We start from the raw sequence: 11,761 nt of genomic DNA, 5'->3' as shown, positions 1-11,761 counted from the left end.
GGCCTTTCATGGTTACAGGATGACTGGGAAGATTGGCTGCTCAGCCGACGGAGTTGCTCCAGCGGCAGAGCCGCCGCTGCAGGCCAACCAGCGCCTGGTTGGCGATCAGGCCAAGGGCTGCGAGGATGACGATCGCCGCGAACATCAGCGGGATCTGGAAGTTGTACTGCGCATTCATCACCTGGAAGCCGATGCCCTTGTTGGCGCCGATCATTTCGGAGGCAATCAGCAGCAGCAGCGCGGTGGTGGCGCCGAGCCGCAAGCCGACGAAGATCGAAGGCACGGCTCCCGGCAGCACGACGCGGCGGAATATGGTCAGCCGCCGAGCGCCGTAGACGCGCGCCATTTCGAGCAGCTTCGGATCGACCTCTTTCACACCGCTGATGGTGTTGAGCAGCAACGGAAAGAGCGTCGCCCAGAAAATCACGAACACCTTGGAAGCCTCGCCCAGGCCCAGGAGCAGGATGAACACCGGATAGAGCGCCAGTGCCGAAGTCTGGCGGAACAATTGCAGGATGGGGTCCAACGCGGTTTCGACCGCCCGCACCTGCCCCATCACGAGGCCGAGCGGAATGGCGACGATGACCGCCGCCGCGAAGGCGAGGCCGGCGCGCTGCAGGCTGATGGCGATATCGCCGAGCAGGCTGCCGCCGGCGAGCCCCTTCCACAGCGCTACGGCAATTGTGTCGATCGGCGGCAGCACCGCCGTGTTGACCCAGCCGCTCGCCGCCGCCACCTGCCAGAGCGCCAGGAAGCCGAGAAGCACGCCATAGCGCGACAGGATCCGCGCCGAGGCGCGACCGGCCAGCCGCACGGCCTCGGTGCCGAAGCCATTGCCGCCATTGCGCCCGCCGATGCCGACCGCTCGTTCGATGTGCTGCATCATCATCGTCTTGCCTTTCGTTTGAGGATCATTCGGCGGCGAGCACGGTCGAGCGTGCGACCGTCCACGGATTCTCAGGCCGCCTGAGGCCGAGATTTTCGCGCAGCGTCCTGCCTTCATAGGCGGTGCGGAACAGGCCGCGGCGCTGCAGTTCGGGGATGACCAGGTCGACGAAATCGTCGAGCGCGCCGGGCAGCCAGGGCGGCAGGATATTGAAGCCGTCCGCGGCCTCGCTGGTGAACCATTCCTCCAGCTGATCAGCGATCTGGGCGGCGCTTCCGATCACCGTATAGTGGCCGCGCGCGGTCGCCACCCATTGATAGAGCTGGCGGATCGTAAAATTGTGTTCGTCGGCGATCTGGCGGATCAGCGCCTGCCGGCTCCTCATGCCTTCGGTCTCTTTGCTCGGCGGCAGCGGCCCGTCGAGCGGATAGTCCCGGAGGTCGAGCGTCTGGCCGGCAAGCGCGTTGAGCAGCGCCACGCCATCCTCCGGCAGGATTAGGTCGTTCAACTGCTGGTACTTGGCGCGGGCTTCCTCCTCGGTGCGGCCGACGAAAGGCGCCACACCCGGCATGATCAGCACCTGCGCCGGATCGCGGCCGGCCGCGGCCACGCGCGCCTTGATATCGCGGTAGAATTCCTGCGCGGAGGTGAGGTTCTGATGTGCGGTGAAGATCACCTCGGCCGAGGCAGCCGCAAGCCTGCGACCGTCCTCGGATTGCCCGGCCTGCACCACCACGGGATGGCCTTGCACCGGCCGCGGCACGTTGAGCGGCCCCTTGACGCTGAAATGCTCGCCCTTGTGGTTGATGTCGTGCAGTCTGTCCTGGTCGTAGAAGCGGCCGGTCTTCTTGTCGCGGATGAAGGCGTCGTCTTCCCAGCTGTCCCACAGCGCCTTGACGGTTTCGACATGCTCATGCGCCCTCGCGTAGCGCTCGGCATGGTTGGGCTGGACGTCGCGATTGAAGTTGCGCGCCGTGTCGTCGCCCGCTGAGGTCACCACGTTCCAGCCGGCCCGGCCATTCGACAGAAGGTCGAGCGAAGCGAATTTGCGGGCGAGCGTGTAAGGCTCTTCATAAGTGGTCGAGGCGGTGGCGATGAAGCCGAGATGGGTAGTGAGCGGCGCCAATGCCGCGAACAAAGTCACCGGCTCGAAACCGGCGATCTTGGCGTTGCCGCCTTCGCGGGCGCCGAGCCCGACGGTCAGATTGTCGGCGAGGAAATACGCATCGAACAGGCCGCGCTCGGCGGCCAGTGCGAGCTTCTTGTGAAATTCGAAATTGGTCGCACCGTCGGCCGGCGAGTCCGGATGACGCCAGGCCGCGACATGCTGGCCGCCGCCGGGCAGGAAGGCGCCAAGCTTGATCTGTCGAGACTTGCTGGGGCTGGTCATGGCTGATCCTTCGGTTCGGAAAAGACTGGTTTTGAGTCAGGCGGCGAGGCCGACGTTGCGGCTGGCGCCAACAGCCTTGACAACCTCGGCGACCGCCTGCCGGGCGCGGGCGTGGATGGCTTCCGATACTAGGAGGCCGTCGGCAAAATCCTTGTCCGAGGCGTAGATCGCGGTCGGCATCGTCAGCGCCTCGAAGAAGCCGAACAGCGGCCGCAACTGGTGCTCGACGATCAGCGAATGGCGCTCACCGCCGCCGGTCGCCGCCAGAATGATTGGCTTTCCGCGCAGTGACGACGGATCGAGGAGGTCGAACAAGTGCTTGAAAAGGCCGGTATAACTGCCTTTGAAAGTCGGCGACCCAACCACCAGAACGCCGGCGTTGACGAATTGCTCAACGATCCCGCGCGCCGCCGGGTCGAGATCGCCGAGGCGCCGTGCCGGAGGAAAGGATGGACCGAGGTCCTCGATGTCGAAGACCGCAGGTGCCGCACCGATCCGGCCGGCGACGTCGCCGGCAATATGGCTGATGAAGGCCTTGGTCTTAGACGGGCGGGTCAGGTTGCCGGATATCCCCACCACCAGCTTCTTCGTCATCTCCGCCTCTCCACGCTGCTTTATTCATTAAGGCTACAAACTTTATAGAATTAAGTGAGCGAGATGATTTCAAAACGAGCCCGGGAGAGGGATTGAGTTTGCGTCCTTTGACCGTTGATTGGTTCAGCGGATGCGGAGTTCCGGCCCGAGGCCCATCGTCCGGACGGCGCGGCTATAGCCATTTCCCCCACGGACTCGCAGGCATCGTCGATTCAAGAAGGACCGTTCAAAATCCTTGCTTAGCCCGGCACCGCCTCGCTGCTGACCGGCGGCAGTTGCGGCGCATCCAGCCCTTGGAACGGGTCGCGCCAGGCATCGATATCCTCGATCCGCCGATACCAGCGCCTGAGCGACGGATAGTCCTCAAGCGGCAACCGGGCGGCATCATTGAACGCGAGAAAGGTCGCCATACGAAAGTCGGCATAGCAAACCGAATTGCCGACCAGCCATTGGCGCCCGCAAAGCTCGGCTTCAAGGATGGCGGCTGTCACGTGGAACTGCCTCAGCCCCTCCTCGACCAATGCCTTGTCGATCGGCCCCAGCCCCCAGCGCTGTTTCGTGCCGCGCTCGAAATGCACCATGTCGCAGGCCCTGACGAAATTTTCCTTGCCCCAGCTCAGCCAGCGGATCATCTCCGGCTCGTCGTCGCCGGTGCGCCAGAAATCCGAACGCATGTCGCGTGAGAGCCGGCAGGCGATCGCATCGGCTTCCCAGAGGCTCCATCCCGGGCCGGCCAAGATGGGCAAGGTCAAATTGGGGTTCAGCGCGCGATAGCGCTCGGCTTGCCCAGGCGCCATGGGCGACGCGAATTCGTACGCGACCTCCGCCTTGAGATAGCGCGCCGTCGCGACAGCGAGGCGAGGATTGGGATTGCGGCTGAACAGAAGTTTCATGTTGATCTCCAGAGGTCCTTCCAATGCTAAGGACGATTGAAACCTGGCCGATGCTACATGACGGACGCAGACGGCGCTCGGAGCAGGCTGGCAGATCCAACTTGGCGTCAGGGGGAAGCGTCGACTATGCTCAAACCGACCTTGGTCAAAGGCTTCCGGGTCAACGGCTTGCGCCTCTCGTCGCCTTCCGCTATAGAGCCGCCACCCGCGTAGACACCCTTGGAGGCAACGCGGAGGAAGGCCGGCCAGGCCTGCATGATCCCCAAAGCATTTGGACAGCCAAAAGCGTTTGGATCGACTATGCAAGGCCGCGACGGCTTTCGACGTTTACGGAGGGGCTTGCCCGCCGCGAACGCTCCATAACACGCGAAAGGAAATGCCATGAGCCACGAGGCTTACGAGCTCAAGGCCGAAGCGCGCGAACAGGTCGGTAAGGGGTCCGCCCGTGCAGTTCGTCGCAACGGCAAAGTGCCTGCAGTTATTTACGGCGACAAGCAGCCCCCCCTGGCGATCGCCCTCAACTACAAGGACATCTTCTACAAGATCCACGGCGGCGGGTTTCTGACCACGATCGCGACGATCGATGTCGACGGCAAGAAGATCCAGGTCCTGCCGAAGGATTTTCAGCTCGACCCGGTCAAGGACTTCCCGGTCCATGTCGACTTCCTGCGCATCGGCAAGGACACCGAGGTCAATGTCGACGTGCCCGTCCACTTCATCAATGAGGACAAGTCGCCCGGCATCAAGCGCGGCGGCGTGCTCAACATCGTTCGTCACGAAGTCGAGTTCCATTGCCCTGCCAACGCGATCCCCGAATTCATCACCGTCGATCTCGCCGGCACCGAAATCGGCGACTCGATCCACATTTCGGCGGTTGCCCTGCCGGCCGGCGTCAAGCCGGTGATCTCCGATCGCGACTTCACCATCGCGACCATTGCCGGCTCCGCGGCAATGAAGCCGGAGACGGAGGAGACTGCCGAACCGGCAGCGCCGGAAGCTGAGGCCGCTGAGGCCGAAGAGAAGTAGTTTCTCTCGGCGCCAGGAGACGACGATGCTTGTCTTTGCAGGCCTCGGCAATCCGGGCGCGAAATATCAGAACAACCGACACAATGTCGGTTTCATGGCGGCGGACGCGATTGCCCGCCGCCATTCTTTTTCGCCCTGGTCGAAGAAGTTCCAGGGCCTGATCGCCGAGGGCGCGCTGGGCGGCGAGAAGATCCTTTTGATCAAGCCGCAGACCTTCATGAATTTATCCGGCCAGTCGGTCGGCGAGGCGTTGCGCTTCTACAAGCTCGATGCCGCTGCCCTCACCGTCTTCTACGACGAGATCGACCTTGCCGCCGGCAAGCTCAGGGTCAAGGTCGGCGGCGGTTCCGGCGGCCACAACGGCATCCGCTCACTCGACCAGCATGTCGGCAATGCCTATCGCCGGGTCCGCATCGGCGTCGGCCATCCCGGCGTCAAAGAGATGGTGCACGGGCATGTGCTCGGCGATTTCGCCAAGGCCGACCGTGAATGGCTCGACGTGTTGCTCGACGCGATCGCCGAGGACGCCGGACTGCTGGCCATGGGCGACGACAACTCCTTCATGAACCGCATCACGCTGGCGCTGCGCGAAAAGCTCGTGCCGACCGGCGAGGACGATCGGCCGCCGCCCAAGGCGCCAAAACAGCAGAGCCATATCCGCCAGGCCCGCGCGCAGCAGCCTCCGGCGAAGGTTCCCGAGAGCGGGCCGATGGCCGCGATGCTGAAGAAGCTGTTCGGAAAAGACTGAGCGCCCAAACGATCATGCCAAGGGCTTGACGATCGTCCGCGCTTTCGCCCATAGCCCTCACCAAATCTCGAATTCCCAATAGGACCGGACGAACATGGGTTTCAAATGTGGCATCGTTGGCTTGCCCAACGTCGGCAAGTCGACGCTGTTCAACGCGTTGACCAGGACGGCCGCCGCGCAGGCCGCCAACTATCCTTTCTGCACCATCGAGCCGAACACCGGCGAGGTCGCGGTTCCGGACCCGCGGCTGCAGAAGATCGCCGCGATCGGCAAGTCGAAGGAGATCATCCCGACCCGCATCTCCTTCGTCGACATTGCCGGACTGGTGCGCGGCGCCTCCAAGGGCGAAGGGCTGGGCAACCAGTTCCTCGCCAACATCCGCGAAGTCGACGCCATCGTGCATGTGCTGCGCTGCTTCGAGGATGACGACATCACCCATGTCGAGGGCCGCATCGATCCGGTCGCCGACGCCGAGACCGTCGAGACCGAGTTGATGCTCGCCGATCTCGAAAGCCTGGAGCGCCGCATCGTGCAGGTCCGCAAGCGCGCCGCCGGCAAGGACAAGGAAGCAATGACCGTTCTGCCGATGATGGAGGCGGCGCTCGAATTGCTGCAGGCAGGCCGCCCGACCCGCGTCCTCCTCAATGGCATCGCGGCGGAGGATCTGCGCATCCTGCAGGGCCTGAACCTGCTCACATCGCATCCCGTGCTCTATGTCTGCAACGTCGCTGAGGCGGACGCTGCCACCGGCAACGAGCACACAAAGGCGGTGGAGAAAATGGCCGCCTCGCAGGGCGCCGGCACGGTGGTGATCTCGGCGGCGATCGAGGCGGAAGTTGCCCAGCTTTCCGACGAGGAGGAAATGGAGTTCCTCGCCTCGATCGGCCTTGATGAGCCGGGCCTCAACAAGGTGATCCGCGCCGGCTACGAGCTCTTGCACCTGATCACCTATTTCACCGTCGGGCCGAAGGAGACGCGCGCCTGGACGATCCACAAGGGCGACAAGGCACCGCAAGCGGCCGGTGTCATTCACACCGACTTCGAACGCGGCTTCATCCGCGCCCAGACGATCTCTTACAACGACTTCGTCACGCTCGGCGGCGAAGTGGCGGCCAAGGAAGCCGGCAAGGCGCGCGACGAAGGCAAGGAGTATGTCGTCCAGGACGGCGACATCATGCTGTTCAAGTTCAACACCTGATCGGCTTGGCTGGCTTACCAGAAATCACTTGACCAAATTGCCCCGGGCCGTCATCCGGGATGCCCGACCTTGGGGATGACGCATTCGTCAACCGGATTGCCGACATGACAGGAAAGACCTGGGCCTATGAGGATTTCGTCGAGGGCGCCTCGCTCGACCTCGGCAGCAAGACTGTCAGTGCTGACGAGATCATCGAATTCGCCAGCGAATTCGATGCCCAGCCGATGCATCTCGACGAGGCGGCCGGCAAGGCCAGCATCCTGGGCGGGCTTTCGGCTTCGGGCTGGCATACCTGCGCGATGTTCATGCGCATGCTGTGCGACGCCTTCCTGCTCGATTCGACCTCGCAAGGTTCGCCCGGCATCGAGCTTGTGAAATGGAAGAAGCCGGTTCTGGCCGGCGACCGGCTCACCGGCAAGGTCACCGTGCTTACCAAGCGCCAGTCCAAATCGAGGCCTCAGCTCGGCTTGGTCAGCATGCGCAGCGAGTTGTTCAACCAGCGCGGCGAATGCGTGTTCGAGTTGGAGAACACCGGCATGTTCCTGACCCGCGAGGCCGCGGCATGACCCTCGACGAGTATTTCCTGATCGGCGAAACCGTCACGCTCGGCTCGCACAAATTCGAAGCGGACGAGATCAAGGCGTTCGCCAGGAAATACGATCCGCAAATCTTCCATGTCGACGAGGAGGCGGCGACGAAAAGCGTGCTTGGCGGGCTCTGCGCCTCCGGGTGGCACACCGCCGCCACATGGATGAAATACAACCTCGAAAAGCGCATGGAGACCGAGGGCGTACGCTGGACCGGTCCGGGCCCGCAGCCCGAATTCGGCCCCTCGCCCGGGTTTCGCAATCTCAAATGGCTGAAGCCGGTCTATGCCGGCGAGACCGTGACCTTCACCCGCACAGCGCTTGCCCACCGTCCCCTCGCCGGCCGCCCCGGCTGGAGCCTGCTCACGCTGCGTTCCGAAGGTTTTGACTCCACCGGCGACAAGGTCATCGAGTTCGACAGCGCGGTGCTGGTGAAGGTGAATGGTGAATGGTGAATGGTGAATGGTGAATGGTGAATGGTGAATGGTGAATGGTAAGTAGTGAGTAGTAAGTAGTAAGCAATGGGCGCGGACGCTCTTCATTGAGACCGAGCTTCACTATTGACTATTCCCTATTCCCTATTCCCTATTCCCTATTCCCTATTCCCTATTCCCTATTCCCTATTCCCTATTCCCTATTCCCTATTCACCATTCACCACTGCCTAATGCCCCTCGAAACCGATCAGCGTCCTCACCGGCACGCCGAGCGCTTCCAGCTTCTGGCGCCCGCCGAGATCCGGCAGGTCGATGACGAAGCAGGCGGCGACGATGTCGGCGCCGATCTGCCTGAGCAGCTTGACGGCCGCCTCCGCCGTGCCGCCGGTGGCGATCAGATCGTCGACCAGGATCACCTTCTCGCCTTGCGAGACGCCGTCCTTGTGCATCTCCATCTCGTCCAGACCATATTCGAGGCTGTAGGCGACGCGCACGGTCTCGTAAGGCAGCTTGCCCTTCTTGCGGATCGGGACGAAACCCGCCGAAAGCTGGTGCGCCACTGCGCCGCCCAGGATGAAGCCGCGCGCCTCGATGCCGGCGATCTTGTCGATCTTCAGCCCGGCGTAAGGATGCACCAGCTCGTCGATGGCGCGGCGAAAGGCGCGAGCGTCACCGAGCAGCGTCGTGATATCGCGAAACAGGATGCCGGGTTTGGGGTAATCCGGAATGGTGCGGATGGCGGCAAGCAGCGTGTCTTCGAGCGAGGGTTTCATGAGACGAGCTCCGCGTGTCCGGCTGTCGGGTATAACGGCGTCGGCGCGCCCGGCGCAACGCAACCAACAACGGCTACCGCGATGGAGCCCGGGAGACAAGCGCATCCGGCAAACGATCGGCATCGCCTGCCTTGCTCCCGTGCCGGCGCCGCAATCGAAAAGGGCGCCCCATGGCGCCCTTGCAGAAACGTCGGTGGCGGGCGGGTCACATGCCGAGGTCGGACCGCAGCTCGGACCGCGCCACTTCGAACTCGGCCTTGAAATCGGGCCGGCTGAGCAGCACCGCTGCGATCACGCTGCCGGAAATCTTGCCCGTCTCGACATCCGACGGATAATGGATGCCGCCGACCACGCGGTTATGGGCATAATCGGCCGCGCGGGCCATGATCTCGGCCCGCTTCTCCGGCACCATGTCGGACAGGATGATGCCCATCATGGTGCCGACCGTCGCATGGCCCGACGGCCAGGAACCTGAATTCGACAGCTTCACCGCGGGCTTGACCAGATCACTGAGCTGATGCGGACGCGGACGCTTCCAGACGTCCTTGGCAGGATCGACGACCGCACCTTCGGTCGCCACCACGCGGTCGAAGAAGGCGCTGAACTTCGGCAGCGTCTCCTTGCTGAATTTCGGTCCCATGACATCGGCGAAGCGCCACACATCCTCTTCCGCATCGGCGACGGCACGCTTTTCCATTTCGGGAGTTCGCGTCACCTGCAGGGTCAGTACCTCGCCGAGCTCTGCTTTGGTCTCGGCCGAGTCATTGGCCGGCGGCGGCGGCAGGATCATCGTCAGGTCGATGTCCTTGTTGGTGACGAAGGGCTGAGCGTCCTCGGCGCGGACTGCCGAGCTGGCGACAAGAAGCAGCACCACGGCTGCAAGCGGCGCAAGTCTTTTCATGGGATGATCCTTTGAGGTGGGCAACGCAGGATCGCCATGCGCAATGACAGCCATGTGACATGGCCGGATCAAAGCGGTCCGGAAATATGAAAAGGGCGCCTTTGCGGCGCCCCTCGAAGGTGTTCGACCGATCGCGGCTCAGTGCGCCACTTCGGCCCATACCTTGCGCTTGGTCAGGTAGACCAGCGCGCCGAACAGCAGCAGGAACACCAGCACGCGGAAGCCGGTCTTCTTGCGGTCTTCGAGATGCGGCTCGGCGGCCCACATCAGGAAGGCCGACACGTCGCGCGAATACTGGTCGACCGTCTGCGGCGAGCCGTCGTCGTAGGTCACCTGGCCGTCCGAAAGCGGCTTCGGCATCTTCAGCGACACGCCGGACAGGAAGTACGGATTGTAGTGCGTGCCTTCCGGGATAACCATGCCGGCCGGCGGCGTCTGGTCGTAGCCGGTCAAGAGCGAGTGGATGTAGTCCGGGCCGCCCTGGGCGTACTGGGTGAAGATGTCGAAGACGAAGCGCGGAAAGCCGCGCTCGACGCCGCGCGCCTTGGCGAGCAGCGACATGTCGGGCGGAGCGGCGCCGCCATTGGCGGATGCGGCGGCCTGTTCGTTCGGGAACGGCGCCGGGAAGTGATCCGACGGCTTGCCCGGGCGGTCGAACATGTCGCCGGCATCGTTCGGGCCGTCATGGATGGTGTACTCGGCGGCAAGCGTCTTGACCTGCGCTTCCGAATAGCCGAGGCCTTCCAGCGTGCGGAACGCCACCAGGTTCATCGAGTGGCAGGCCGAGCAGACTTCCTTGTAGACCTTCAGGCCGCGCTGCAGCTGGGCCTTGTCGTAGGTGCCGAACGGCCCGGCGAAGCTCCAGCTCATTTCCTTCGGTTCATTGATCGGGAAATGCGTCGGGGCCGCCGCGTTGTGTTCCTCTTCGGCGATGGCAGCGGTGCCCGCGACCACCAGGCCAAGCAGCGCCAGCGAGGTGAGAATCTTCTTCATGCCAAATCCCCTCAGATTCTCAGCCCTTGGTTTCCGGCGCGCTGACCGCGCCTGCCGGATGCCCGCCGGCCCCCTTGTTTTTCTTTTCCAGCACAGCCTCGGTGATGGAGTTCGGCAGGCGCCGCGGCGTCTCGATCAGGCCGAGCACCGGCATGACGACCAGGAAGAAGGCGAAGTAGAACAGCGTCGCCATCTGCGCCATGAACACGTAAGAGCCTTCCGCCGGCTGCGAGCCGAGCCATCCGAGCAGAATGGCGTCGGCCACGAACAGCCAGAAGAACAGCTTATACCAGGGCCGGTAGACCGCCGAGCGCACCTTGGAGGTGTCGAGCCACGGCACCAGGAACAGCATGGCGATGGCGCCGAACATGCACAGCACGCCGCCGAGCTTGGAGTTGATCGGTCCGATGTTGAAGGTGATGGCGCGCAGGATCGCGTAGAACGGCAGGAAGTACCATTCCGGAACGATGTGGGCCGGCGTCTTCAGCGGATTGGCGACCGTATAGTTGTCCGGGTGGCCGAGGAAGTTCGGCAGGTAGAAGACGAAATAGGCGAAGACAAACAGGAACACGATCATGCCGAACGCGTCCTTGATGGTCGCATAGGGCGTGAAGGCGACGGTGTCGGTCTTCGACTTGACCTCGATGCCGGTCGGGTTCGACTGGCCGACGACATGCAGAGCCCAGATGTGCAGCACGACGACGCCGGCGATCATGAACGGCAATAGGTAATGCAGCGCGAAGAAGCGGTTCAGCGTCGGATTGTCGACGGCGAAACCGCCGAGCAGCAGTTCCTGGATCCAGTTTCCGACCAGCGGGATGGCGCTGAAGAAGCCGGTGATGACGGTGGCGCCCCAGAAGCTCATCTGTCCCCACGGCAGCACGTAGCCCATGAAGCCGGTGGCCATCATCAGCAGGTAGATGATGCAGCCGAGGATCCAGAGCAGCTCGCGCGGCGTCTTGTAGGAGCCGTAGAACAGGCCGCGGAAGATATGGATGTAGACGGCGACGAAGAAGAAGGAGGCGCCGTTGGAATGGAGATAGCGCAGCAGCCACCCCGAATTCACGTCGCGCATGATCTTCTCGACCGAATCGAAGGCGAGTGTGGTGTCGGACGTGTAGTGCATGGCCAGCACGATGCCGGTGAGGATCTGCGACACCAGCATGATCGACAGGATGCCGCCGAACGTCCACATGTAGTTGAGGTTGCGCGGCACCGGATAGGCAACGAAGCTGTCATAGACAAGCCGGGGAAGCGGCATACGGGCGTCGAACCAGCGTCCGAGGCCCGTTTTCGGTGTGTAGGTGGAGTGTCCCTCGCTCATCGAAATATCCCCC

The 11,761-nt window shown here is 63.2% G+C and carries 13 protein-coding genes; 5 read left to right on the top strand and 8 right to left on the bottom strand.

All coding sequences use genetic code 11. The features are described 5' to 3' along the window. Positions 1 to 40: 40 nt before the first annotated feature. The 4 genes from CK220_RS26860 to CK220_RS26845 form a co-directional block, all read right to left on the bottom strand. On the bottom strand, positions 41 to 889 hold the full coding sequence (locus CK220_RS26860; RefSeq protein WP_095814415.1) for an ABC transporter permease: 849 nt from the start codon (positions 887 to 889) through the stop codon (positions 41 to 43). Between the two features lie 22 nt (positions 890 to 911). Further along, a complete protein-coding gene (locus CK220_RS26855) occupies positions 912 to 2,276 on the bottom strand; it encodes an LLM class flavin-dependent oxidoreductase (protein WP_095814414.1) in 1,365 nt (454 codons plus the stop codon). A gap of 36 nt (positions 2,277 to 2,312) precedes the next feature. Next, positions 2,313 to 2,870 carry an FMN reductase gene (gene msuE, locus CK220_RS26850; protein WP_095814413.1) on the bottom strand — a complete coding sequence of 186 codons (558 nt, stop codon included), beginning with the start codon at positions 2,868 to 2,870 and terminating at the stop codon, positions 2,313 to 2,315. A gap of 239 nt (positions 2,871 to 3,109) precedes the next feature. Beyond that, positions 3,110 to 3,763, bottom strand: coding sequence for a glutathione S-transferase family protein (locus CK220_RS26845; protein ID WP_095814412.1), 654 nt, complete (start codon positions 3,761 to 3,763; stop codon positions 3,110 to 3,112). Between the two features lie 381 nt (positions 3,764 to 4,144). On the opposite strand from CK220_RS26845, the gene CK220_RS26840 reads away from it, so the two are divergent. From CK220_RS26840 to CK220_RS26820, 5 genes are all read left to right on the top strand, one after another. Beyond that, positions 4,145 to 4,789: a 50S ribosomal protein L25/general stress protein Ctc gene (locus tag CK220_RS26840; protein ID WP_095814411.1), complete on the top strand. Its 645-nt coding sequence runs from the start codon at positions 4,145 to 4,147 to the stop codon at positions 4,787 to 4,789. Between the two features lie 25 nt (positions 4,790 to 4,814). Further along, the gene (gene pth, locus CK220_RS26835; protein WP_095814410.1) at positions 4,815 to 5,537 is read left to right on the top strand and encodes an aminoacyl-tRNA hydrolase; all 723 of its coding nucleotides are present in this window, start codon (positions 4,815 to 4,817) and stop codon (positions 5,535 to 5,537) included. A gap of 94 nt (positions 5,538 to 5,631) precedes the next feature. Continuing rightward, positions 5,632 to 6,735: a redox-regulated ATPase YchF gene (ychF, locus tag CK220_RS26830; RefSeq protein WP_095814409.1), complete on the top strand. Its 1,104-nt coding sequence runs from the start codon at positions 5,632 to 5,634 to the stop codon at positions 6,733 to 6,735. Positions 6,736 to 6,839: 104 nt separating this feature from the next. Beyond that, positions 6,840 to 7,301: a MaoC family dehydratase gene (locus tag CK220_RS26825; protein ID WP_095814438.1), complete on the top strand. Its 462-nt coding sequence runs from the start codon at positions 6,840 to 6,842 to the stop codon at positions 7,299 to 7,301. Beyond that, positions 7,298 to 7,777 carry a MaoC family dehydratase gene (locus CK220_RS26820; RefSeq protein ID WP_095814408.1) on the top strand — a complete coding sequence of 160 codons (480 nt, stop codon included), beginning with the start codon at positions 7,298 to 7,300 and terminating at the stop codon, positions 7,775 to 7,777. Before CK220_RS26825 ends, CK220_RS26820 begins: the two co-directional genes overlap by 4 nt. Before the next feature lie 207 nt (positions 7,778 to 7,984). Here the strand turns inward: CK220_RS26820 and CK220_RS26810 are convergent, their stop codons facing one another. From CK220_RS26810 to CK220_RS26795, 4 genes are all read right to left on the bottom strand, one after another. Beyond that, positions 7,985 to 8,530, bottom strand: coding sequence for an adenine phosphoribosyltransferase (locus CK220_RS26810; RefSeq protein WP_066994354.1), 546 nt, complete (start codon positions 8,528 to 8,530; stop codon positions 7,985 to 7,987). Positions 8,531 to 8,735: 205 nt separating this feature from the next. Further along, positions 8,736 to 9,431 (bottom strand): phosphatase PAP2 family protein, encoded by a 696-nt coding sequence (locus tag CK220_RS26805; protein ID WP_095814437.1) that lies wholly within the window; start codon positions 9,429 to 9,431, stop codon positions 8,736 to 8,738. Positions 9,432 to 9,569: 138 nt separating this feature from the next. Beyond that, complete coding sequence (locus tag CK220_RS26800) at positions 9,570 to 10,424, bottom strand: cytochrome c1 (RefSeq protein WP_095814406.1); 855 nt, start codon at positions 10,422 to 10,424, stop codon at positions 9,570 to 9,572. 19 nt (positions 10,425 to 10,443) lie between these two features. Beyond that, complete coding sequence (locus CK220_RS26795; protein WP_095814405.1) at positions 10,444 to 11,748, bottom strand: cytochrome b N-terminal domain-containing protein; 1,305 nt, start codon at positions 11,746 to 11,748, stop codon at positions 10,444 to 10,446. Positions 11,749 to 11,761 lie beyond the last annotated feature (13 nt).

Source organism: Mesorhizobium sp. WSM3860 (assembly GCF_002294995.1).
In the GTDB taxonomy this organism is placed as follows: Bacteria; Pseudomonadota; Alphaproteobacteria; order Rhizobiales; family Rhizobiaceae; genus Mesorhizobium.
The sequence above is the reverse complement of the archived record's forward strand: the minus strand, read 5'-3'. Positions and strand labels throughout refer to the sequence as shown.

Excerpts from the sequence above, each read along its gene's own strand:
- CK220_RS26805 (WP_095814437.1), bottom strand. The coding sequence starts at position 9,431 with ATGAAAAGACTTGCGCCGCTTGCAGCCGTGGTGCTGCTTCTTGTCGCC.
- CK220_RS26845 (WP_095814412.1), bottom strand. The coding sequence starts at position 3,763 with ATGAAACTTCTGTTCAGCCGCAATCCCAATCCTCGCCTCGCTGTCGCG.
- CK220_RS26820 (WP_095814408.1), top strand. The coding sequence starts at position 7,298 with ATGACCCTCGACGAGTATTTCCTGATCGGCGAAACCGTCACGCTCGGC.
- CK220_RS26795 (WP_095814405.1), bottom strand. The coding sequence starts at position 11,748 with ATGAGCGAGGGACACTCCACCTACACACCGAAAACGGGCCTCGGACGC.
- CK220_RS26860 (WP_095814415.1), bottom strand. The coding sequence starts at position 889 with ATGATGATGCAGCACATCGAACGAGCGGTCGGCATCGGCGGGCGCAAT.
- pth (WP_095814410.1), top strand. The coding sequence starts at position 4,815 with ATGCTTGTCTTTGCAGGCCTCGGCAATCCGGGCGCGAAATATCAGAAC.
- CK220_RS26840 (WP_095814411.1), top strand. The coding sequence starts at position 4,145 with ATGAGCCACGAGGCTTACGAGCTCAAGGCCGAAGCGCGCGAACAGGTC.
- ychF (WP_095814409.1), top strand. The coding sequence starts at position 5,632 with ATGGGTTTCAAATGTGGCATCGTTGGCTTGCCCAACGTCGGCAAGTCG.
- CK220_RS26800 (WP_095814406.1), bottom strand. The coding sequence starts at position 10,424 with ATGAAGAAGATTCTCACCTCGCTGGCGCTGCTTGGCCTGGTGGTCGCG.
- CK220_RS26855 (WP_095814414.1), bottom strand. The coding sequence starts at position 2,276 with ATGACCAGCCCCAGCAAGTCTCGACAGATCAAGCTTGGCGCCTTCCTG.
- msuE (WP_095814413.1), bottom strand. The coding sequence starts at position 2,870 with ATGACGAAGAAGCTGGTGGTGGGGATATCCGGCAACCTGACCCGCCCG.
- CK220_RS26810 (WP_066994354.1), bottom strand. The coding sequence starts at position 8,530 with ATGAAACCCTCGCTCGAAGACACGCTGCTTGCCGCCATCCGCACCATT.
- CK220_RS26825 (WP_095814438.1), top strand. The coding sequence starts at position 6,840 with ATGACAGGAAAGACCTGGGCCTATGAGGATTTCGTCGAGGGCGCCTCG.